18 protein-coding genes are annotated in these 22,058 nt (G+C 50.5%); 13 read left to right on the plus strand and 5 right to left on the minus strand.

Annotated elements, in window-relative coordinates; genetic code table 11:
• Nucleotides 1-14: 14 nt before the first annotated feature.
• A complete protein-coding gene (gene dusB, locus HR45_RS07750; protein ID WP_037441608.1) occupies nucleotides 15-986 on the minus strand; it encodes a tRNA dihydrouridine synthase DusB in 972 nt (323 codons plus the stop codon).
• 146 nt (nucleotides 987-1,132) lie between these two features.
• The gene (gene prmA / locus HR45_RS07755) at nucleotides 1,133-2,020 is read right to left on the minus strand and encodes a 50S ribosomal protein L11 methyltransferase (protein WP_037441609.1); all 888 of its coding nucleotides are present in this window, start codon (nucleotides 2,018-2,020) and stop codon (nucleotides 1,133-1,135) included.
• Nucleotides 2,021-2,393: 373 nt separating this feature from the next.
• Here prmA and HR45_RS07760 point away from each other — a divergent pair, with 373 nt between their 5' ends.
• The 5 genes from HR45_RS07760 (at nucleotide 2,394) to HR45_RS07780 (ending at nucleotide 7,719) form a co-directional block, all read left to right on the plus strand.
• On the plus strand, nucleotides 2,394-3,119 hold the full coding sequence (locus HR45_RS07760) for a fumarate reductase cytochrome b subunit (protein ID WP_037441611.1): 726 nt from the start codon (nucleotides 2,394-2,396) through the stop codon (nucleotides 3,117-3,119).
• Nucleotides 3,120-3,324: 205 nt separating this feature from the next.
• The gene (locus HR45_RS07765) at nucleotides 3,325-3,996 is read left to right on the plus strand and encodes a fumarate reductase cytochrome b subunit (protein WP_037441613.1); all 672 of its coding nucleotides are present in this window, start codon (nucleotides 3,325-3,327) and stop codon (nucleotides 3,994-3,996) included.
• Between the two features lie 80 nt (nucleotides 3,997-4,076).
• Nucleotides 4,077-6,104, plus strand: coding sequence for a fumarate reductase flavoprotein subunit (locus HR45_RS07770; protein ID WP_037441615.1), 2,028 nt, complete (start codon nucleotides 4,077-4,079; stop codon nucleotides 6,102-6,104).
• Entirely contained in the window at nucleotides 6,101-6,847 is a 747-nt protein-coding gene (locus tag HR45_RS07775; RefSeq protein WP_037441618.1) for a fumarate reductase iron-sulfur subunit, read from the plus strand. The genes HR45_RS07770 and HR45_RS07775 overlap by 4 nt, the downstream gene beginning before the upstream one ends.
• 212 nt (nucleotides 6,848-7,059) lie before the next feature.
• Nucleotides 7,060-7,719: an NAD(P)H-binding protein gene (locus tag HR45_RS07780; RefSeq protein WP_037441621.1), complete on the plus strand. Its 660-nt coding sequence runs from the start codon at nucleotides 7,060-7,062 to the stop codon at nucleotides 7,717-7,719.
• Here HR45_RS07780 and HR45_RS07785 read toward each other — a convergent pair.
• Nucleotides 7,713-8,210, minus strand: a complete 498-nt coding sequence (locus HR45_RS07785; protein ID WP_037441623.1) for a YbaK/prolyl-tRNA synthetase associated domain-containing protein — start codon at nucleotides 8,208-8,210, stop codon at nucleotides 7,713-7,715. The two genes, HR45_RS07780 and HR45_RS07785, sit on opposite strands and share 7 nt — an antisense overlap.
• A gap of 291 nt (nucleotides 8,211-8,501) precedes the next feature.
• On the opposite strand from HR45_RS07785, the gene HR45_RS07790 reads away from it, so the two are divergent.
• Nucleotides 8,502-10,907, plus strand: a complete 2,406-nt coding sequence (locus HR45_RS07790; RefSeq protein WP_037441626.1) for a TonB-dependent receptor plug domain-containing protein — start codon at nucleotides 8,502-8,504, stop codon at nucleotides 10,905-10,907.
• A gap of 81 nt (nucleotides 10,908-10,988) precedes the next feature.
• Here the strand turns inward: HR45_RS07790 and HR45_RS07795 are convergent, their stop codons facing one another.
• Both HR45_RS07795 and HR45_RS07800 read right to left on the minus strand, forming a co-directional pair.
• Complete coding sequence (locus HR45_RS07795; protein ID WP_206537893.1) at nucleotides 10,989-11,309, minus strand: AzlD family protein; 321 nt, start codon at nucleotides 11,307-11,309, stop codon at nucleotides 10,989-10,991.
• Complete coding sequence (locus tag HR45_RS07800; RefSeq protein ID WP_037441629.1) at nucleotides 11,309-12,031, minus strand: AzlC family ABC transporter permease; 723 nt, start codon at nucleotides 12,029-12,031, stop codon at nucleotides 11,309-11,311. Before HR45_RS07800 ends, HR45_RS07795 begins: the two co-directional genes overlap by 1 nt.
• 210 nt (nucleotides 12,032-12,241) lie before the next feature.
• Here HR45_RS07800 and uvrD point away from each other — a divergent pair, with 210 nt between their 5' ends.
• The 7 genes from uvrD to HR45_RS07835 all read left to right on the plus strand — a co-directional run bounded on the left by uvrD (nucleotide 12,242) and on the right by HR45_RS07835 (nucleotide 21,710).
• On the plus strand, nucleotides 12,242-14,410 hold the full coding sequence (gene uvrD / locus HR45_RS07805) for a DNA helicase II (protein WP_037441631.1): 2,169 nt from the start codon (nucleotides 12,242-12,244) through the stop codon (nucleotides 14,408-14,410).
• Between the two features lie 101 nt (nucleotides 14,411-14,511).
• Nucleotides 14,512-15,387 carry a 4-hydroxybenzoate octaprenyltransferase gene (ubiA, locus tag HR45_RS07810; RefSeq protein WP_037441633.1) on the plus strand — a complete coding sequence of 292 codons (876 nt, stop codon included), beginning with the start codon at nucleotides 14,512-14,514 and terminating at the stop codon, nucleotides 15,385-15,387.
• A gap of 414 nt (nucleotides 15,388-15,801) precedes the next feature.
• Nucleotides 15,802-17,958, plus strand: coding sequence for a TonB-dependent receptor (locus tag HR45_RS07815; protein WP_037441952.1), 2,157 nt, complete (start codon nucleotides 15,802-15,804; stop codon nucleotides 17,956-17,958).
• 54 nt (nucleotides 17,959-18,012) lie between these two features.
• Nucleotides 18,013-19,065, plus strand: a complete 1,053-nt coding sequence (locus HR45_RS07820; protein WP_037441636.1) for an ABC transporter substrate-binding protein — start codon at nucleotides 18,013-18,015, stop codon at nucleotides 19,063-19,065.
• A complete protein-coding gene (locus HR45_RS07825; RefSeq protein WP_052074594.1) occupies nucleotides 19,066-19,839 on the plus strand; it encodes an ABC transporter ATP-binding protein in 774 nt (257 codons plus the stop codon).
• 2 nt (nucleotides 19,840-19,841) lie between these two features.
• The gene (locus tag HR45_RS07830) at nucleotides 19,842-20,867 is read left to right on the plus strand and encodes a FecCD family ABC transporter permease (RefSeq protein ID WP_052074595.1); all 1,026 of its coding nucleotides are present in this window, start codon (nucleotides 19,842-19,844) and stop codon (nucleotides 20,865-20,867) included.
• Nucleotides 20,868-20,879: 12 nt separating this feature from the next.
• Entirely contained in the window at nucleotides 20,880-21,710 is an 831-nt protein-coding gene (locus HR45_RS07835; protein WP_037441638.1) for a class I SAM-dependent methyltransferase, read from the plus strand.
• The last annotated feature ends 348 nt before the right edge of the window (nucleotides 21,711-22,058 follow it).

A 22,058-nucleotide genomic window follows, 5' to 3' on the forward strand; every position in this document is an offset into this window, starting at 1 on the left:
TCGTATTCTGCTCTTTAATTATCTAAAACACATTCATCAAAAAATCGTTCCACCATGGAACATTGTTCAGCAGCGCTTTCCAACCGATTAAAATCGGCGCGGAATTGACGCTGTTCTTCCTGGTCCAGGTACCAACCTATATGTTTTCTGGCGATGCGAACGCCTTTAAGTTCGCCATACAAGCCATATAGTTTAGCTAGATGCTCCAGCATCACTTGACGCTTTTCAGCACTCCCCACGGGTTCCAGTTTGTCACCGGTGTCCAGGTAATGCTGGATCTCACGAAAAATCCAGGGTCGTCCCTGCGCGCCTCGTCCAATCATCAGGGCATCGGCACCGGTGTAATCCAGCACAAAGCGGGCTTGCTCCGGTGTGGTGATATCCCCATTGGCCACCACAGGAATCGACACAGTTTGTTTAATTGCTTTGATGGTGTCGTACTCGGCATTACCTTTGTACATGCATTGTCGCGTGCGGCCGTGCACCGCTAGCGAAGCAATACCACTCTCTTCAGCAATCTGGGCTATTTGAACACCATTCCTGTGCTCCGGGTCCCAGCCCGTGCGAATTTTCAGCGTAACCGGTACATCTACTGCGGCAATTACGGCATCCAGAATCTGTCTCACCAGCGCTGGAGATTGCAACAAAGCAGAACCTGCTAGCTTTTTATTCACTTTTTTCGCGGGGCAGCCCATGTTGATGTCGATGATTTGCGCGCCTTGCTCCACATTGAAGCGGGCGGCCCAAGCCATCTCCTCTGGATCTGCTCCGGCAATTTGTACTGAGCGAATGCCTTCCTCACCGGAATGCGCCATGCGCAAACGGCTTTTGTCGGTATCCCAAACTTCAGGATTGGCCAACATCATTTCTGATACCGCTAAGGCGGCGCCATAGCGTAAACAGAGATTGCGGAAAGGCTGATCAGTGACACCTGCCATTGGTGCCACGATCAGCTGATTGTTCAGTTGATATGGGCCAATTTGCATGTCGCGATTTCACCTCGCTCTTCAAAGGGGCGCTATAGTACGACTTTTTATCGGCCATGAAAAGGTTAAAAAATCACCTGAGAGTAAACTTTTTTGCTTGACTTTTAAAAGCGACGAACTCAATAGTGGCGCGCCTTGGCGGCCTATTACTGCGTTTTGCGGGTCCCTGTCAAGCGACTCCAGTCTTCTTTGTGAGCAGCTGCATCCATCTCAAACCACTGGCTGTAAATAGAACGTAATTCTTCTGCTTGTTCATTTAACAAACCTGATAACGCCAGTACACCATTTGGTTTCACTAACGTAGCAATTAACGGTGCCAGTTCGCGTAGCGGGCCTGCCAGAATGTTGGCTACCAGTACATCAGCTTGAATGCCTTCTGGCTGATCTTCCGGTAAATAGAGGGATAACTTGTCTTCTACACCGTTACGACGGGCATTTTCCTTAGAGGCATCGATGGCCTGATAGTCGATATCGATACCGACAGCGTGTGGCGCGCCAAGTTTCAGGGCGGCAACGGCCAAAATGCCTGAACCACAGCCAAAGTCGATCACTTGCTTGTCAGCCAGATCTAAACTGTCGAGCCATTCCATACATAAGGCGGTGGTTGGGTGAGTGCCAGTACCAAACGCCAATCCTGGATCGAGCAAGACGTTGACCGCATCAGGCTCTGGCGCTTCACGCCAGCTTGGGCAAACCCACAGGCGGTTACCGAATTTGATTGGGTGGAAGCTGTCCATCCATTCACGTACCCAATCTTTATCTTCTACCTGCTCAACTTTGTACTCTGTGTTGCTCGGCATATAAGGCAGGGCCTTGAGCTGCTCGATCACTGGCGCGAGATCTTCGCTAGCATCAAACAGCGCGACGACAATGGTGCTATCCCACAGAGGTGTTTCACCCAGCTTGGGTTCAAAAATCGGGGTATCCAGCCCGTCTTCAAAGGTAATGGAGACACTGCCCAGTTCCATTAATAGGTCGCTTAAGGGCTCAGCGTGTTCTTTATTGCTGTTCAGACGCAGTTGGATCCAAGGCATGGGCATTCTCTTTTTCGGTCGGGCGGCTCAGCTAGCCATAATCAAAGTGGCGCTATTTTAGTGCAAGGCGGCCATTTATCGCCAGTTGAACTGCAATTGACGATGTAACCATCTTTCCATTTTCAGAACAGTAATGGCTATTTTTGTGAAACTTCCTTACTTTTCTGTTTGATTTGTACATATAACCTGCTGAATTAAAGTGGTTAATTGGTATGACCTACATGGTTATTTTTAAGAATAATGTGATCTTTAAATATCTAGGCAGGCTTTTTTATTGAACAGGATCACAAAGGTAAATTTAGCCGTTTGGAATTTAACCGCTTTTGGATATGTTGAAATGCTCGCTAAATTAACTTAAGTAAGTTTTGTAATCATGTTAACTAAATATCAGATTGGTGGGCGTTGGTTAGGCTACCCCCAAAGCTATCAGTGGTCGGCAATGGCTGATCGGTTGCAAAGTGCCTCTGGTGTATTGCTTGGGTTATTTTTGCTATTACATCTGCATTTTGAATCGTCAATTTTATTCGGAAAAGCAGCCTTCTACCGAGTGGCGCAGATACTGGAAGGGGGGATTTTTACCCATTCTGGTCACGGGATTGCGCTCATCACTCAGCTGTTCTCGCTATTTATGCTGGTCGTGCTTATGGTGCATGCCGCTACTGCATTACGTCGTTTCCCTGTGCAACTGGGGCAATGGCGCGCACTGCGTAATCATCTCCACCTTATCAATCATCAGGACAGTAAGCTGTGGTTTTGGCAGATGCTGACTGGCTTTATGCTGTTCTTTTTGGCATCTATGCATCTGGTCACCATGATCACTGCACCTGAAATCGGTCCGCATTTATCCGCTGCACGTGTTTATCACGATCACGCCTGGTTGCTCTATGCCATTCTGCTGCCAGCCGTGGTGATCCACGCGATGATCGGCTTATACCGTGTTGCGGTGAAGTGGGGTATCACGACGCAACGTGCTGGTCTGCGTAAAATTGCCAAGATACTAATTGTCTATCTGTTATGCCTCGGCGTTGCCAGTTTGGTCACCTATTTGTTTATCGGCAGTGACCTGAGTGTACCGGTACAGCCCTATATGCCTCATTGATATAAATTCGACACTGCTGCGTTGTGCTCTTTTGAGCCTAACGCGGCGGCTTTTGATGCACTGTTGATAATTTAGCGTCTGATTGATTATTCACCTCCTTGTTGATCTATCTCAGGTTTTTTGTTGGATTTGTGAGCGATATTACCTTTCGTGAATAAGACTTAGTGAGATGGCTCAATAGAGTCGACGGCGCGAGGCGAAAGCAATGGCAATCAAATCAAGTATTAGAAAATTAAGTGCGTGGTTGGATTTAAGTCAGAGTTTGTCAGGAGTCATTCTGGCGGTGTTCTTATGGACACACTTAGTGTTGGTATCGTCAATCTTGTTAGGCGGTGATGCCATGAATTGGGTAGCGCGCAATATGGAGTTGAGTTTTCTCTCCAGCGATGGTCATGGTTACCCTTGGGTGGTCACCTGTATTGCCATCAGTATTGCCGCCATTGCACTGGTGCATGTGATTGTCGCGTTGCAAAAGTTGCCCATGAGTTTGCGGCAACAAAGAGCGCTACAACAACAGATACAAGTGATCAATCACGGTGATACACGTCTGTGGCGTTGGCAGGCCATTACCGGGGTTGTGATTCTGTTGCTGTTACCGGTGCATCTGTGGCTTATCGGTTCATCGCCGGAAACCATCGGTCCGCTAGGGAGTGCAGCACGTATTTGGAACCAAGGTGTGTGGATGGTGTATCTGCCACTGCTATTGATGGTGGAACTACATGCTGCCATTGGGATCTATCGGGTTGCATTAAAGTGGGGAGCGGCGCGGAATCTCAATACCCGCAGCCGTTTACGTAAGATTAAAACAATTATGAGTGTCGTTTTTGTTGCCCTTGGGGTTGCGTCATTACTGGCATTTTTACCCCATGCTGGTTGAAGTCAAAAATAATTAAAAACAAAACCTTATAAAAAATAAGTGAAATAGAAAATGACAGCAGTAGCCGTTAAGGAGCAGGCGTGAAACTGATTTATACCGATGCATTAGTCGTGGGGGCAGGGCTCGCCGGATTAAGGGTAGCCATTGCTGCCAAAGAGCGTGGCCTAGATACGCTGGTGTTATCGCTGATCCCCGCCAAACGATCTCACTCTGCCGCTGCGCAAGGGGGAATGCAGGCAAGCCTTGGTAATACTACGAAAGGTGATGGCGATAACGAAGATGTGCACTTTCAAGACACCGTAAAAGGTTCAGACTGGGGCTGTGACCAAACGGTGGCGCGAATGTTTGCTCACTGCGCACCGAAAGCGGTACGGCAGATGGCAAATTGGGGAGTTCCGTGGACACGGGTGACCGCTGGGCCGCGGCAAGTGGTGGTTAACGCCGAGCGTATCACCATTGAAGAAGCTAAAGCAGCGCATGGCCTGATTAACGCCCGTGATTTTGGGGGTACTAAGAAATGGCGTACCTGTTATACCGCTGATGGTACTGGGCATTCGCTGTTGTACGCCGTAGATAACAAAGCGATTTCGTTAGATATTCCGGTGCACGAGCGCATTGAAGCGCTGAAAATCATCCACGATGGCAAGCGCTGTCATGGGGTGATTGCTCGCTGTTTGATTACCGGTGAACTGCGCGCCTACATTGCGAAATCTACCACGATTGCGACTGGTGGTTATGGTCGTATCTATGAAGTCTCCACCAACGCCATTATCTGCGAAGGCGTTGGCCAAGCGTTGGCGTTAGAAACCGGCGTCGCGACGCTGGGCAATATGGAAGCTGTGCAGTTTCACCCAACGGCGATTGTACCGGTGGGCATTTTGACCACTGAAGGTTGCCGTGGTGACGGCGGCTTGCTGCGTGATCGTAATGGCCACCGCTTTATGCCGGATTATGAACCTGAGAAGAAAGAGCTGGCGTCGCGCGATGTAGTATCACGACGCATGACCGAGCATATGCGTAAAGGTCTTGGGGTAGATAGTCCGTACGGCCCACACTTGTGGTTGGATATTACTTTGCTGGGGCGCAAACATATTGAAACCAACCTGCGTGAAGTGAAAGAGATCTGTGAAAACTTTCTCGGCATAGATCCCGCCGACGAATGGATTCCCGTGCGGCCGACACAACACTATTCCATGGGCGGTATTCGCACCAAACCGACGGGTGAAAGCCCGCAGCTTACCGGCTTGTTCAGTGTTGGCGAAGCTGCGTGTTGGGATATGCATGGCTTTAACCGCCTAGGTGGTAACTCGCTGGCCGAAACAGTGGTTGGCGGCATGATTATCGGCAGTTATGTGGCGGATTTCTGTGAGCAACAAGATTTGGTCGTGGATACCGCCTTGGTGAACCAGTTTGCCAGTGAGCTACAAGGTGAAATCGATACGCTCTGCAGTGGCGGCGCTGGGGAGAATGCCTTTGAATTGAAGTCGCTGATGCAGCGCATCATGATGGATCATGTCGGTATTTTCCGTAATGGCCCTGAGCTGGAAGTTGCGGTCACCGAACTGAAAGAGCTCCTGCAGCGCTCGCAAAATATCAAACTGAAATGCACCAAACGCCACGCTAATCCTGAGTTGGTGGAGGCGCTGCGCGTCAGACGCATGATCAAAGTGGCGCTGACGGTTGCTTGTGGTGCACTCGCCCGTACTGAGAGCCGTGGTGCTCACGCCCGTGAAGATTATCCGCAACGTAATGATAAAGACTGGTTGTGTCGTACTCTGGCAAGTTGGCCAGATGCTGACGCGCTGACACCGACACTTAGCTATGAGCAGCTCGATGTGATGCAGATGGAGCTACCGCCGGGTTATCGTGGCTATGGTGCCGATAATGCCATTGCTCATCCTGATACGGCGAAGCGGCAAGATGAAATTGCCACCATTGTTGCCGGGCTTGGCAGCAATGCCAGCCGTGAGCAAGTGCAGCAAGCCATTATGCCGTTTGAACTGCCACAGCCGTTGCGCGCGGGCAATCAGCGTCTACACGACTCTTTTGCCAAAAGCGCTAGCGCAGCTAACGATGCAACTTTTTCTAAAGGCGGAAAAAATTCATGAGCCAAAGCCGTATCCTGACATTTAATATTTTTCGTTATGATCCGCAGCAGCCCGGTGACAAGCCGGCAATGGTGCAATATCAGTTGGAAGAAACGCCGGGCATGACAGTGTTTATCGCACTTAACCGACTGCGTGCCGAACAAGATCCATCGCTGCAGTTTGACTTTGTTTGCCGTGCGGGTATCTGCGGTAGCTGCGCTATGGTGATTAATGGGTTTCCAACCTTGGCCTGTCGTACGCTGACCGCGAAATATGCCGACGGCAATATCACCTTGATGCCGTTACCTGGCTTTGAATTGATTGGTGATCTCTCGGTCAACACCGGCAAGTTTATGCGAGAACTGGCCGAGCGCTTGAAGCTTTGGTTGCACCCGGATGAGACTCAGCACGATATTCATCTCATTGAGAAACCGATGGACCCTGAAGAAGCGGCCAAACTCTACGAGCTGGAACGCTGTGTCGAGTGTGGGGTTTGTGTATCAGCGTGTGCTACGGCGCAGATGCGTGACACCTTTGTCGGTGCCGTTGGTATGATGAAAATCGCCCGCTTTGAGCTGGATAGTCGCGATGCTCGCAGCGCCGAAGATTTCTATCACGTGATTGGCACGCAAGATGGCGTGTTTGGCTGTATGACCTTGCTGGGCTGCCAAGACAACTGCCCGAAAGACTTGCCGCATATGCAGCAGATTGCCTATTTACGGCGCAAAATGGCGGGTACTTTGATCACTATCTCCAAAGCATAAGCACAACTGAGATTACTCGATAACAAGCGGTCACCACCGAAAGGGGCGACCGCTTTTTTTTCGGCATCCCGTTTAATGGCGACAGGCTTTTGCGCTGCTAGTCAGCCGCAGTCAGCTTGGCTATGTTAGGCTGCACAACTACTAGTTAACCAAATTCACGCAGCAGTCGGTGTGCAGATTTCTTCTGTGCATGGCCAGTATGAGGAGGTCGTATGAAACGGATATTTGTGGTGGGTGGCGCCGGAAAAATTGCACGATATTTAGCGCCACGGTTAGCCAAACAGGGCGATCAAGCCCTCAGTCTCTATCGTCATTTTGATCAGGAACCTGCGCTAAAAGCGCTGTCAGCAATTCCGGTATATGGCGATTTGCAAAAGCTCAGTCCTGAGTCATTGGCGCTGTTGATGGACGGTTGTGATGCGGTGGTGTTTACTGCTGGCGCCGGTGGTAAAGGTGGCACTGCCACTACGACAGCGGTTGATGGCGTCGGTCTAGAAAAATCGGTTGAAGCCGCCAAGCTCGCTGGCATTAAGCGTTTTATCTTGGTCTCCGCCTTTCCGGAAGCGGGGCGTGGGCGCCATATCTCCGATACGTTTGAGCATTATATGCAGGTCAAAAAGGCGGCCGATGTTTATCTTGCCGCGACGGATTTAGACTGGGTGATTGTGCGGCCCGGCACCTTAACCGATGATGCCGCGACAGCGCGGATTAACACAGGGCTTGCCATTCGCTATGGTCATGTGTCGCGTGACAATGTGGCAGCTACACTGGCCTATATTGTGGCGCACGATAGTATCAACCGAGTGATTATCGAGCTTACCGATGGTGATACACCCATTGAACAGGTACTAACACCGCTTGCGCGTTACTGATGAATATGTCTCACAAAGTCTACTAGTTCAGGTTTGGCAATGCGGCGGTAATCGTCGCTCGCCACAATTATTGAACGCTCTAAGCTCCCAGCGTTAAAGGCAATTTCATCGTAGCGACTAAACAGCTGCGGCGCTGCCACTAGCTTGAGTTGTGGATGAAAACTAAAGGGGGGAATTGCACCCGCAACACAGCCAGTCAGCTCGGCCATTTCGGCTGGACTCGCGAGCGAGGCTTTGCGTGCGCCGAAGTGATAGGCTAGCTTGGCGAGATCCGCTTGCGCATCACCCGGTAGGATTGCCAAAACATGGCATTTCACACCATTCCCTTTCAGGTGCGTCAACAGCCCTTTGGCTCCTTGGCCGAGTTCAGTGCCACGTATTTTTGCCACCTCTTCACAGCGTCCACCGCTGGCATGTTCAATCACGCGAAAGCGCGCATTTTGCTCGCTAAGTTGTTGATAAATTGTTTGGAATACATTTATTTGTAACATTCAGCCCAACAAAATTAAGACAGTTAACTCGACCATTTTTAATGTGCCAGAGAGTGGCATTGAGCTCAAGCTACCGCTGTGACTGAATAATCGGTTAATTGCATGATTTTTTATATAATGAATTTGAATTTTCTATCACTAATTTGAATACATTGGTTATAAGAAGCGGTGATACCATTGCGACCAATTTGTTAATGAAGAACGAGCACTCTCTCTTCTCCATTCTCTTTAGCGTTTTTTCTTTTTAATTTACCCGTTGATTTAATTGCACATTCATTAAGGTTTGACTTCATGAAACGCGTTTCAATTATTGCTCTGGCTGTCGCTGGCCAATGGGCTGCACCTGCTGTTATGGCAGCGGATGATGCGGCTAATAACAGCAACATGGAAAAAATCTCGGTGGTAGGCTCGCGCATTGCGATGCGCACGGCTACCGACAGCGTAGCGCCAGTGGATATCATCACTGCCGAGCAGCTGGAGGCTACAGGTCTGACAGAAACCGCCAAGGCGTTGCAGTTTGCAGCACCTAGCTATAGCTTCCCATTCTCTGCGGTAACCGATGGTTCTGACGCGGTGCGTCCGGCGAACCTGCGTGGTTTGTCACCGGATCATACCTTGGTGTTAGTAAACGGTAAGCGTTACCACAGCTCAGCGCTGGTGCACTTGTCTGGCACTGTTGGTAAAGGTGCATCAAACGTCGATTTGAACACCATCCCAATGGCGGCGATCAAGCGCATTGAAATCCTGCGTGATGGCGCGGCGGCACAGTATGGTTCTGATGCGATTGCTGGCGTCATCAACGTGGTCCTGAAAGACAACCGCGATGGTGGCATGGTCAGCGCACAAGTAGGCCAAACCTACCAAGGTGACGGCGAGCAATGGCGTGTGGGCGCCAATAAAGGCCTGAGCTGGAGCGAAGATGGTTTTGTAAATGTGTCGCTGGAAGCACAACATAAAAACAAAACCAACCGTGCCGGTCTCGACCCGCGTCAACAGTATCCAACACTGGCGGATGGTAGTGCCGATCCTCGTGAAGACACCTTTGATCGTCTGAACTTCCACGTGGGTGATGCGGAATACGACAACCTGTCACTGTTTGCGAATGGTGCACAGTTCTTCGGCGACAATAAGCTCTATTTCAACGGCGGCTTCAGCCAACGTGAAACCCACTCCGGTGCTTTCTACCGTCGTGCGCTGCAAGATAACAACGTACCGGAAATCTACCCTGACGGCTTTTTGCCGATTCTGGCACCACGTATCAAAGACTACTCTGCGCTGATCGGTTATGAGTTTGAACTGGGCAAATGGCACATTGATAGCTCCGCCGGTTACGGTAAAAACAGCTTCCAATATCGTGTTGAAGACTCATTGAATGCGTCTTATGGTCCAGACAGTCAAACCAGCTTTGACGCAGGTACGCTGTCGACTGATGAAATCGATTTGAGCATCGACGCGTCGCGCTATTTTGCCTTCTTCAACCAATCCGACATCATGCTGGCGTTAGGTGCTGCATGGCGTCAAAACGGCTACGAAATTGAAGCGGGTGAAGAAGCGTCATACGCTAGCGGTGGTTATCAAAACAAACCAGCGGGCAGCCAAGGTTTTGGTGGTTTTACGCCGGAATCCGAGGTGGATGAAAACCGTCACAACACCGCTTTATACGCTGAGCTGGAAAACCAGTTAAGTGAAGCCTTCTACTGGTCTGCGGCGCTGCGTTATGAAGATTACTCCGACTTCGGCGATAAGATCAGCTGGAAACTGGCGGGTCGTTACGACTTCAATGACAACTTTGCGATTCGTGCTACGGCGAACACCGGTTTCCGCGCTCCGAGCGTACAACAGCTGTACTTCACCAATATCTCGACCTTGTTTAATCCAGATCCTACAACTGGTGAGATGGTGCCAACAGAGTCAGGTACCTTTAACAACTTGTCGCCAGTGACCCAAGCATTGCAGGTGGGTAAATTGCGCCCTGAAGAGTCAACCTCATTCAGCTTGGGGTTTGTCTATACCGGCGATAATGGCCTGACTGTGACCTTGGATAGCTATCAAATCGATATCGACGATCGTATCGTGCTGTCTAGCTCGTTGCGTGCCAGCGATTCTGATGTTGTCGGTGCAGCTCTGGCTGGCACTAACGCCGAATCTGCGCGTTTCTTTATCAATGCGGTGGATACCCGTACACGTGGTGTCGACTTAGTGGTAGCGCAACAGTTTGATTTGGGTAGCTTAGGTGATTTGAAAGCGAACATTGCATACGCCTATAACAACACCGATATCCAAGATATCAACCTGCCATCCATTTTGAACGGCTTGCAGGATCAACTGTTTGATCACATCGAACAAGTGCGTATGACCGAAGCGACGTCGCACAACACTGGTAGCTTAGGTTTGACTCACCACTTGGGTGACTTCACTACCAGCCTGCGCTTTAGCTATTTTGGTCCTTACACCATTGCTTATAGCAGCACCGGTGATAAAGAGTATGAAGGCAAAACAACCGTTGATTTGTCAGTAGCATATGCAGCTACCGACAATCTGACCTTCACCGTAGGTGCGCAAAACTTGTTTGACACTTACCCTGAGAAGCGTCCGGAAAACAACAACTACAACGGTATCTTCAAGTACCCACTGACCAACACGCCATTTGGCTTTAACGGTGGTTACTACTTCGCGGAAGCGACTTACCGTTTCTAAGTGTTGACTGACGTAATATCCTGAGTTTTTGGCCGCTCTCTGAGCGGCCTTTTTTATGAATGGTGGTTGAGCAAGCGCTGACTAAAGTAACCAATGACGCAGCAGGCCAGTGGCGACAATGGCAATAATGACTGTTGGCAGCAAGGAGAAGCGCAGCATGGCGACAAAGGTGATGGCAACCGCCAGAATATCACTGATATGACCGGAGAAAATCACCGGTGCGATGACGGCGATCAACACGCAACCCGGCACCACTTCCATGACCCGTTCTAGGCGCGGGTTCAATGTACGATTGCGCAGTGCCAAATAGCCGATAATTCGAGTAAGGTAAGTGGTCATTCCCATCGCCACTATGGTTAACAGCGCCATGTGTTCAATGAATAGATTCTCTAACGGATCCATTAGCGTTTTCCCCAAATCAGTGCTGCAAGAATCCCGGCTAAGGTGCCGCCCGCGACATACCAAGCCCCAGGTAACAGATGATATAAAATCCCGGCAACCACTAAACTGACAAACCATGGCCAACAATGGCTAAGCCCACGCCACATGCCTTTGAGCAGCACCAAAAACACCGCGGTAAATGCCATATCAAAACCGTACTGCTCGACATCGCCAATCAGCGGTCCCACCGCCGCGCCGATGCCGGTAAATATCACCCACGAGCCATACAAACACGCCGCAACGCCGATATAAAACGGCACACTCAACTGCATGGATTTGCGTTGTTGGCAGTCGGTAATGCCAATCGCCCAGGCTTCGTCACACATAAAAAACAGCAACGGCAGTGACTGCTTTTTACTGAGATGGCGCATAAAGGGCACAAATGCTGCGCCCATGATGATGTGGCGACTGTTGACCAAAAAAGTCATGGCAACGATGAGCAATAAATGAGGTGGCGAGGTCCATAAACTGATGGCGGTAAACTCCGAACCACCGGCAAAGTTCACCCCAGTCATCAGCGGGACTTGCAGCACAGTGAAGCCTTTTTGCACCGCTTGTGCACCCAGCACCAAGGCAAAGGGAATAAAACCGAGTGTCATCGGTAGGGAGGTTTTAATACCGCGTAAAAATTCAGCTTTGGTGTTGGGGGACGGAGGTTCGGAACGGCTATTGGACTCGGTCATCTGAGGTGGCTTGGCTCTGCTGGCATTATCGTTAAGGGAACATTGATATTGCCAGTGACGGCTGAGTTGTAAAGCGCTAAGCGAAAATTTTCGACCTTCGATTAACGAACCACGAATAATTGCGACGCGATGCTGATGGGCACTGAATCTTCGTCAAACTCAGCGGGCTTTTCTTGCTATAATGCCGCCTCGATTTTGACGGAGGCAACGATGGACGTATCTTCTTTACTTGATGGCCTGAATGAGAAACAGCGCGAAGCGGTTGGCGCGCCGCTGTCCAGCATGTTGGTGCTGGCTGGGGCGGGCAGTGGCAAAACGCGGGTGTTAACTCATCGCATTGCATGGCTGATGCAGGTAGAGAACCAAAGTCCGTACTCGATTTTGGCGGTGACCTTTACCAACAAAGCGGCGCGCGAGATGCGCGAGCGGGTGGAGAAAGTGGTCGGCCACAATATGAGCCGGATGTGGATTGGGACCTTCCACGGCTTGGCGCATCGGTTGCTGCGCACCCATTGGCAAGACGCCAACCTGCCGCAAAACTTCCAAATTTTGGATGGCGATGACCAATACCGTCTGATCAAACGCATTCTTAAAAGCCTTAATCTGGATGAAAAACACTATCCACCGCGGATGGTGCAAAACTATATTTGCACCCAAAAAGATGAAGGTTTTCGCCCGAAAGATATCGATGCGGGGCCGTTTCCGTTAGAGCAAAAGTTAAAAGAGATCTATCAGGTTTACCAAGAGTCGTGCGATCGCGCTGGGCTGGTGGACTTCTCCGAAATTCTGCTGCGCGCTTATGAGTTATGGCTCTACAAGCCACTGATTTTGCAGCACTACCGCGACCGATTTCAGCACATTTTGGTGGACGAATTCCAAGATACCAACACCATTCAGTACAAGTGGATTCAGGTACTGGCGGGCACCACCGCCCATGTGATGATTGTCGGTGATGACGACCAATCGATTTACGGCTGGCGCGGCGCGCAGGTGGAAAACCTGCACAAATTCCTTAAAGATTTCCCCGGTGCTGAGACCATTCGTTTGGAGCAAAACTATCGCTCCAGCGGCAATATTCTTAAAGCGGCGAATGAGCTGATCGCCAACAACCCTGGCCGCTTGGGCAAAGATCTGTGGACGCAGGATGCCGATGGCGAACCGATTGCGGTTTATAGCGCGTTTAACGAACTCGATGAAGCGCGCTTTATCGTGGGGCGCATCAATGACTGGCAAGACATGGGCAATGATCTCAGTGACTGCGCTATTTTATATCGCTCGAACGCGCAATCGCGGGTGCTGGAAGAAGCCTTATTGCACAAAGGCTTACCGTACAAAATCTACGGTGGTTTGCGCTTCTTCGAGCGGCAAGAAATTAAAGATGCCATGGGCTATCTGCGTTTGATGGCCAATCACGATGATGATGCCGCATTTGAGCGGGTGGTGAACACGCCAACCCGCGGTATTGGCGATCGCACCTTGGAAATTCTGCGTTCGACCGCGCGCCATCATGGCTTAACCTTGTGGCAAACCGCGTTGCAGGCGTTGGATAAAAAAATGCTCAGCGGTCGTGCGGCCTCGGCGGTGCAAAACTTTCTGGATCTGATTGTGACGCTGGCGCGCGATACCGATGAAATGGCGCTGTATCGTATGGTGGATCATGTGTCGCAAGCCTCTGGCCTCAAAACCATGTATGAGCAGGAAAAAGGCGAGAAGGCGCAAAGCCGCGTGGAAAACTTAGAAGAGTTGGTCACCGCCGCGCGCACTTTTGAAGTTCCGGAAGAGCTGCTCGATATGGGCGAACTCAATGCCTTTTTATCCCACGCGGCGCTGGAAGCGGGTGAAGGCCAAGCCGATGCCAACGCCGATGCGGTGCAGTTGATGACCTTGCACACCGCGAAAGGTTTGGAGTTCCCAGTCGTATTTATGGCCGGTGTGGAAGAGGGCTTATTCCCGAGTCAGTTGACGCTGGAAGAGGGCGATCGCTTAGAGGAAGAGCGCCGTTTGTGTTACGTCGGTATGACCCGCGCCATGCAGCAGCTGTATATCACCTATGCAGAATCGCGCCGTATCTATGGCCGTGAAAACTACTCGCGGCCGTCACGTTTTCTTAAAGAATTACCGCCAGAATGTATTCGTGAAGTGCGTTTAAAAGCGCAGGTGAGCACACCCGCGTTTAGTACCCGCTTTAGCCAATCGAGTAGCGCTAGCAGTAATGAAACGGGTTATCGTCACGGCAGCAGAGTGCGCCACTTCAAATTTGGTGAAGGAACAGTGGTCAACAGTGAAGGCGCTGGGGCACAATCGCGGGTACAGGTGAATTTTGATGACTTCGGCAGCAAGTGGCTGGTGGTGGCCTATGCCAAACTGGAGTCGCTCTAGTTTTTGATGATAAAAAGCTAGTTTGTGGTGTAAATCACATTTTTACTGCGCCATAATATGGGCAGTTAGCAACCACGGCAGCGGTGCGGAGAACCAAGCCAATGACACTCAGGGATAAGTTACATGCCTATGCGCGCCTCGCGCGGATAGATCGTCCTATCGGAACCTTTTTATTACTCTGGCCTTGTTTAATGGCGCTGATGCTGGCGTCTGGCGGCATGCCGGATCTGAAAGTGTTGGCCATCTTTATCGTTGGCGTGTTTGTTATGCGTGCCTGTGGTTGCATCATCAATGACTATGCTGACCGTAATCTCGACGGTCATGTCGAGCGCACTAAGATGCGCCCGCTGGCTAGCGGTGAAGTGAGTGTAAAAGAGGCCTTGTTACTGTTTGTCGTCCTCGGCTTACTGGCTTTCGGTTTAGTGTTGATGCTCAATCCGCTGGTGGTGAAGCTGTCTTACATCGGCATTGTGCTGACCGTGATCTATCCCTTCACCAAACGCTTTACCAACATGCCACAGATGTTTTTGGGCATTGTCTGGAGTTGGTCAATTCCGATGGCATACGCCGCTGCAACCGGTGAGGTACCTGCCGAAGCGTGGTGGTTATTTGCTGCTAACTGGTGCTGGACAGTGGCTTACGACACTATGTATGCCATGGTGGATCGCGAAGATGATCTGCGGGTCGGCATCAAGTCTACTGCCATTTTATTTGGTAAATACGACCGCCAAATCATAGGCTTATTCCAAATTTCTGCACTCGCTTGCTTTGTCACTGCTGGCTTTATCGCCGAACGCGGTGCCTTGTACCTGTTGGGGATTGTGGTATTTATCGGCTTTGGTTTGTATCAACAGCGCCTAATTCACGATCGTGAACGCGCCCCATGTTTAAAAGCCTTTTTGAATAACAACTGGGCAGGAATGTCGCTGTTTGTGGCGCTCGGCATGGATTACCTGTTGCACACCGCTGCGTTATAAATTTTAGCGTTTTCGCTCACGTCTCAAAGGCCACCTCAATGTGGCCTTTGTTGTATCAAAATGTCCCACCTTAATTTTACAATCCTAATTTATGCCGACGTAATACACGTTTCTGCATGGTTTATATCATCGACTGTTGACCTTTGAAATTGATCACATTACCGTTATGCATCTTTTTATATAGCGGTGAATATTTTATCGCTATTGCGCTAGTACTCAGCTGCTAATCCAGCCGAGTAATCCAGATGTTTCACCACTTGAGGGCAACATCTATTCACTCTTTCACCTGTTAATGCCTTTACCGCAGTTAATCAGCGGCGGCATAGGTGTAATTAAATATTAAATCAACGGACGTTGACCTTTTGTTGGGGCGAGCGCCGTAATAGTTGTGAGTTAAGGAACATGGGAATGTTGATGTCGAAAAAATTCATTATGAATACAGTGACAGTAGCGGTAGGGGTAGCGCTGAGTCATGGGGTGATGGCAGCAGAGCAAGCCACAGATAGCAAAGCCGATGCGCAAAAGGCTAAGCCAGAAGTCATTGTGGTGCGAGGAGATCGCGAGAATAAAGATGGCTTTCGTCCAAAAACCGTTGATTTAGGCCTGCTAGGCAGCCGCTCAATCCAAGATACACCGTATGCAATTAGCGTGTTCAACCGCGAGTTGATGGACAACGTCAACGCCACCAACTTAAACGACATTCTTAAATATATGCCGTCGACGCAGATGGAAGCGCGTGGTGGTACCGATGTGGGTCGCCCGCAAAGCCGCGGTATGGAAGGCAGCGTGGTCGATAACAACCACTTAGATGGCATGAACGTGGTCGCAACGACTGCACAACCGATGGAACTGTTAGAACGGGTCGAAGTGATCCAAGGTCTGACAGGGGCCATTTATGGTCCGGCCTCACCAGCGGGTAACTTTAACTATGTGTTTAAGCGCCCGACTGAAGATTACTTCACCAGTGTCACTGCTGGTATCACCGAAAATGGCGCTTGGCTGCTGCATACCGATACCAGCGGTAGCCCCAACGAATATTTTGGCTATCGCGTGAACTTACTGCAGGAAGAGGGCGAGAGCTATGTGAGCAATTCGCACCTGAACCGCAAAGCTGTGGGTTTGGCGTTTGATATCAATCCTGACTATTACACCACCATTCAATTGAATGGCAGCTACTACAAGTTTGATAAGTTTGGTGAGGCGGGCGGTTTCTCCTACGGCGCTGATATCGCATTGCCGGGTGCCTTGGATGCCAGTAAAAAAGGTTATGGTCAGCCTTACAGCGGCAGTGGCTTAGAAACCACGACTGGTAGCGTGAAAGTCATCCGACAGTTGGGCGATGATTGGAAGCTGACTGCAGGCATTTTGCATCAGGATGCGAAACGCACGCTGAATGGTGTCAGCAACGTGATTAATGGTGATGATACGTTTACCCAACGTATGTCGACCACAGGTGCAGCGGGCAAGTTTGCTGTCACTAGTAACATGGCGAATCTCATCGGCCAAGTCTACACAGGTAGCGTGCGCCATGACTTAGTATTGGGTACCGCTGGCTATAGCTGGAACATCTATCGCGCTTCAGCGCGTGGCACGGCAACGCTGGGCACCAGCCCATTGGATACGCCGCAAGTTTATGAGGCGCCAGAGCTGAATCTGCATATGCCTTTGTATCGTTCCGGCAACACCAGCGTACAAAGTGGCATTATTGGTGACACCATCACTTGGAACGAAAACTGGTCGACAATGCTGGTCGGTAGCTACAGCGATTTTGATGTTGATAACTACAATGCCAACGGCGACACCACCTCTAACTACGGCAAAGATGGAGTGAGTTCGACCATTTCGGTGATCTACAAACCGACAGCGAATATCAGCACCTACATCACCTACGCAGATACATTGGAAGCGGGCGGCAGTGCGTCAGCCGACGCCCAAAATGCGGGTACCACACTGGATCCTGTGCGTAGCTACCAGAACGAAATCGGTATCAAAACCAGCATCGGTAGCTTTGATGTTAATGCCGCATTATTCCGTGTTAAACGTCCAATGGCCTATGAAGGTGGCGATGGCTATTACCGTCAACAAGGCATGCAGAATAACAAAGGGGCTGAGTTAACGCTGAATGGTTATCTGACCGAAGATTTGAAAATCTACAGTGGCGTGACCTACTTGGATGCAGTGCTGGAAGACGCATTCGATCCCGCCACCTCTAACAAAGAAGTGGTCGGTGTGCCGAAATGGCAAGCGAACTTGCTGGCAGAATATCGCATTGTGCCCATCTCTGGCTTGTCGTTCACCGGTAACGTGCATTACAGCGGTAAGCGTGCTGCAAACAACACCAATACTTCATGGGCGAGCTCATATACAACCGTGGATTTAGGTATGAAATACGTGCTGCCAAAAGACGTGATTAAAGACACCGTCGTGCAGTTGCATGTGACCAACCTGTTTGATCGTCAATATTGGGCGGCAATTTTCCCCGGCAACATCTATGGAACCGTGGGCGCCAGCAATACTGCGTTTTTGGCTGAACCGCGTCAGCTGAAACTCACCGCTACCATGAAATTCTAACTATGATGCAGGGCGCTGAGCTGAGGTTCAGTGCCCTTTTAGGAAGAAGAGATTATGCATAATCACTCCTTTATCGCGCGCAGTGTGTTGGCCATGCTGCTGTTGCTGCCAGCACTATCCTGGGCCGAAGATAGCCGCACTATTCATTACGACGGCAAAACCGTGGTGTTGCCACACACCATCGAACGGGTGGCCACCAGTTGGGAATCACAAAACTCAGTGCTGGCTATGCTCGGCTTTGGCGACAAGATTGTCGCTACCACTCGTTATGCGCGCAGTACCCCGGCGTTTCAAAAATTCATTCCATCGATTACCAATACCGAGCTGTCGACCATGGGGGGCTCCGGCGATGTTAACGTGGAACAGTTGATGCGCTTGCACCCTGATCTAATGCTAGTGGCAGAAGGGTTTCCGAAAACCAAGAAAGTCCAGCTCGAAGCGGCAGGGATTGCGGTGGTGGATTTTACCTCTGACTCCTTTGCGGCACTGTTGCATCGTGTCACCGTTGTGGGCGAGATGTTGGGGCCTGATGCGACTAAACGCGCCAAGGCATATACCGATTATTTTGCCTGGAACCAACAGCGTGTGGCAGAGCGCTTGGTCAACGTGCCAGCAGATAAACGGGTTCGCGTTTATGTGGCCTCGGGAACACCTTTGACCACCTCGGGTCGTCCCTCGCTAAACCAAGACTGGATGGACTTTGGCGGTGCTATCAACGTCGCCGAACATTGGCAGTTGGCGTCGGTGATGCCTAACGATACCAATGTGAATATCGAGTCAGTGTTAGCAGCTAACCCTGATGTCATTATTGCCATGCGTAAACGCGATGTCGCCGCTATCAAAAAAGATCCACGCTGGCGGACTGTGAGTGCGGTGAAAAACAACCGTATCTATGCCAACCCACGCGGATTGTTTTGGTGGAGCCGTAACACCTCAGAAGAGGCGCTACAGTTTCTGTGGCTGGCCACCAAGCTTTATCCACAGCAGTTTAAAGACATCGATATGAAACAAGAAACCCATGATTTTTATCAGAAGTTTTACAATATCGACCTGTCAGACGACGATGTGGAAGCCTTTCTGCAGCAGTTACCTTTGAAGTCAGTGTAAATGGAAAGCATAACTGAACCTGTGTTGCTGCGGGCGCAGCAACTGACCTATGGCTATGGTCAGCGGCAAGTACTCAACGGGGTGTCACTCGATATTCGCGCTGGTGAAGTGCTGGCGTTACTTGGCCCAAATGGCACGGGCAAAAGTACCTTACTTAAACTGCTGCTGGGGCTTTACACCGCAGCCAGCGGTGAAGTGTATATCGGTCAAAATGCGTTAAGCGAGATGACGCGACGTGAGATTGCTGGCCATATTGCCTATGTACCGCAGCATCATGTCAGTCCATTCCCCTATACCGTGCGCCAAGTGGTGGCGATGGGGCGTTTTCATGCCGGTGGTGTGTTTGGCCGTATGAGCGAACGCGACAGTGAACTGGTGCAGCAAGTGCTTGAGCGACTGCAGATCATCCATTTGGCCGAGCGACGTTACACCGAAATTTCCGGTGGTGAACAACAATTGGCGTTGGTGTGCCGAGCGTTGGTGCAGGGCGCAAAAATCCTGATGCTGGATGAACCTGCCTCGGCGCTGGATTTCGGTCACCAAGCACGTTTGTTGGCGCAATTGCGGCAATTGGCCGAAGAGGGCTATGCGGTGGTGATGACCACCCACCATCCGCATCATGCGCGGATGATCGCCCATCGTGCCGTGATGCTGAAGTCTGGCTTGGTAATGGCCAATGGTGCGCCAGCAGACATTCTCACCCCCGAAGCAATTCAACAGCTTTATGACTTATCGGCGCAGGAACTAGCGGCGTTTACCAGAGGAATTGCCTGAGTATGTCCCATTTTTTCTCCCGCTTTAACGGGCAACTGGCAGCACTGCTGTTGTTATTACTGGCCATGATGCTGTTTGCCCTGTCGCTTGGGAACTATCCCATCTCCATGCTGGAAATTTGTCGTTTTGTCGGTAGCCATCTCGGGCTGACGACGCTGACGGATGAGCGTCAAAGTATTCTGTCGAATATTCTGCTGGATGTGCGCTTACCGCGCGTGATTGGTGCCATCTTAGTGGGGATGGCGTTATCTGGCTCCGGTGCGGCATTTCAGGCGGTGTTCCGTAATCCGTTGGTATCGCCCGGTATGCTCGGCGTACTGGCGGGGGCGTCCTTTGGCGCGACGCTCGGCATGTTGTTTCATGGCAACTGGATGGTAATCCAAATCATGGCCTTTGCCTTTGGATTGTTAGCCGTCGGTATCGGAGTGGCGATTGGGCTGATCTTTGGTGGTGGTTCGATGATTACGCTATTGCTCGGTGGCATCATCAGCAGTGCATTATTCAGCGCCCTGCTGTCGTTAGTAAAGTTTGCCGCCGATCCGCAGGACGAGTTGCCCTCAATCGTCTACTGGTTGATGGGCAGTCTTGGCATGTCAGGGCTGTCGGATGTGTTGTGGTTGTTGCCGCCGATGTTGTTGGCAGTGCTGGTGCTGTGGGGCTTTGGCCGCGCATTAGATGCAATGTCGATGGGCGATGAAGAAGCGCGTGCACTCGGCGTACCGGTTAATCTGGTGCGCTATGGCGTGATTATCGCAGCGACGATGGCGTCAGCGTTGTCGGTGTCAATTGCCGGAATGGTCGGTTGGGTTGGCTTAATTGCACCGCATATTGCCCGCATGTTGGTGGGGCCGGAAAACAGCCGCTTAATGCCAGTGAGCATTATGCTCGGCGCAATCTTCCTGTTGCTGGCTGATTGCCTCGCCCGTGGCTTTAGTGTGGTGGAAATTCCGATTGGCATTGTGACTGAGTGTCTCGGCTTACCGCTGTTTTTATTGGTGCTGCACCGTGCCCGCAAAGGCTGGAATTAATTAGGAGTTGTAATGACAGGATTAGTGAATTGGCGCTTGTTACGTGAGCGCATGATGGCACCCATGAACAACGGTCAGATGGCCAAATTTAATTGGAACCAGATTACCGATATGTATGACGGCATGGCGAAACTGGAGCGTCGTTACACTCAGATGCAGGTCGATTGCATGCCGATCACTGCTGACGATACTGTAGTGGATATCGGTTGCGGGCCTGGTCGTTTGTCGGTACCGATGGCACAAAAAGCGCAAAGCGTCACCAGTGTCGATGCCTTTGATAATATGCTCAGTCGTTGCATGCATAATGCGAGTTTGGCGGGGATCAGCAATATCACGCCAAAACTGCAAGACTGGAACAGTGACGATGCAATCGAGCAAATCGGCATACACGATATTGCGGTGGCATCGCGTTCAGTCGGCTTTTCTGATCTGCTTAAGCTGAACAAAATCGCCCGTAAATACGCGGTGGTGATGAGCTTTGCCAACGCCCCCAGTCTGCGAGAAATCCAATTAAGCTTTTTACAGGGCGTAATTGATACGCCGCCAGTTCCGCATGCCAATGACCGTAACTTTGGCTACAACATCACTTTTAATATGTTGTACGACATGGGCGCCGAACCGAATATTCGTATTGTGGATGACGGCTATGAAGCGCAGTTTGCCAGTCGTGAAGAAGCTTATGAGGCCATGCGCTTTGTGGGTGATATTCCGGCGGACAAAGAGGCACAGTATCGCGCCAATGTGGATAAACGCCTCACTGCCAACGAGCAGGGCTTCCGCTTGTTCTGCGCCAGTCGCACCTTTGTGATGTGGTGGAAAACCAGCGAGCTGCAAGCCGATTAAGCGATAGCGGCTTGTGTTTAACAAAGGTGGCGAATTAACGTCACCTTTTTTCTTATTCGTCACATTTCAACGTTCATCTATTGCTGTCAGCTTGTATCAAAATGTCCCGCCGCGTGTTTCCCGTCAGCTAAGGGTATCGATGTTGCCCACGTTTTTTCATCACCGCTGAGATTTGCCATTGCTCATCGGTGCAAATTACTCTACCGTTATATACTAAATTATATATCGTTATCTTGTGTTCGTCGCATAGTTGTATGCAGGTATCGTCGCGGCGCGTAACAGCAACAATATGGATTGTTTTATGGCGTATTACTCTTGTCTTGGTCGGGCTTGTTTGGCTCTGTTATT

Source organism: Shewanella mangrovi (assembly GCF_000753795.1).
Lineage (GTDB): Bacteria > Pseudomonadota > Gammaproteobacteria > Enterobacterales > Shewanellaceae > Shewanella > Shewanella mangrovi.

What these genes read in the sequence shown, in the direction of transcription:
- dusB (WP_037441608.1), bottom strand. Translation starts at nt 986, where the DNA reads ATGCAAATTGGCCCATATCAACTGAACAATCAGCTGATCGTGGCACCA.
- HR45_RS07800 (WP_037441629.1), bottom strand. Translation starts at nt 12,031, where the DNA reads ATGACCGAGTCCAATAGCCGTTCCGAACCTCCGTCCCCCAACACCAAA.
- HR45_RS07820 (WP_037441636.1), top strand. Translation starts at nt 18,013, where the DNA reads ATGCATAATCACTCCTTTATCGCGCGCAGTGTGTTGGCCATGCTGCTG.
- HR45_RS07785 (WP_037441623.1), bottom strand. Translation starts at nt 8,210, where the DNA reads ATGTTACAAATAAATGTATTCCAAACAATTTATCAACAACTTAGCGAG.
- uvrD (WP_037441631.1), top strand. Translation starts at nt 12,242, where the DNA reads ATGGACGTATCTTCTTTACTTGATGGCCTGAATGAGAAACAGCGCGAA.
- HR45_RS07765 (WP_037441613.1), top strand. Translation starts at nt 3,325, where the DNA reads ATGGCAATCAAATCAAGTATTAGAAAATTAAGTGCGTGGTTGGATTTA.
- HR45_RS07775 (WP_037441618.1), top strand. Translation starts at nt 6,101, where the DNA reads ATGAGCCAAAGCCGTATCCTGACATTTAATATTTTTCGTTATGATCCG.
- HR45_RS07830 (WP_052074595.1), top strand. Translation starts at nt 19,842, where the DNA reads ATGTCCCATTTTTTCTCCCGCTTTAACGGGCAACTGGCAGCACTGCTG.
- prmA (WP_037441609.1), bottom strand. Translation starts at nt 2,020, where the DNA reads ATGCCTTGGATCCAACTGCGTCTGAACAGCAATAAAGAACACGCTGAG.
- ubiA (WP_037441633.1), top strand. Translation starts at nt 14,512, where the DNA reads ATGACACTCAGGGATAAGTTACATGCCTATGCGCGCCTCGCGCGGATA.
- HR45_RS07835 (WP_037441638.1), top strand. Translation starts at nt 20,880, where the DNA reads ATGACAGGATTAGTGAATTGGCGCTTGTTACGTGAGCGCATGATGGCA.
- HR45_RS07780 (WP_037441621.1), top strand. Translation starts at nt 7,060, where the DNA reads ATGAAACGGATATTTGTGGTGGGTGGCGCCGGAAAAATTGCACGATAT.
- HR45_RS07760 (WP_037441611.1), top strand. Translation starts at nt 2,394, where the DNA reads ATGTTAACTAAATATCAGATTGGTGGGCGTTGGTTAGGCTACCCCCAA.
- HR45_RS07790 (WP_037441626.1), top strand. Translation starts at nt 8,502, where the DNA reads ATGAAACGCGTTTCAATTATTGCTCTGGCTGTCGCTGGCCAATGGGCT.
- HR45_RS07815 (WP_037441952.1), top strand. Translation starts at nt 15,802, where the DNA reads ATGTCGAAAAAATTCATTATGAATACAGTGACAGTAGCGGTAGGGGTA.
- HR45_RS07825 (WP_052074594.1), top strand. Translation starts at nt 19,066, where the DNA reads ATGGAAAGCATAACTGAACCTGTGTTGCTGCGGGCGCAGCAACTGACC.
- HR45_RS07795 (WP_206537893.1), bottom strand. Translation starts at nt 11,309, where the DNA reads ATGGATCCGTTAGAGAATCTATTCATTGAACACATGGCGCTGTTAACC.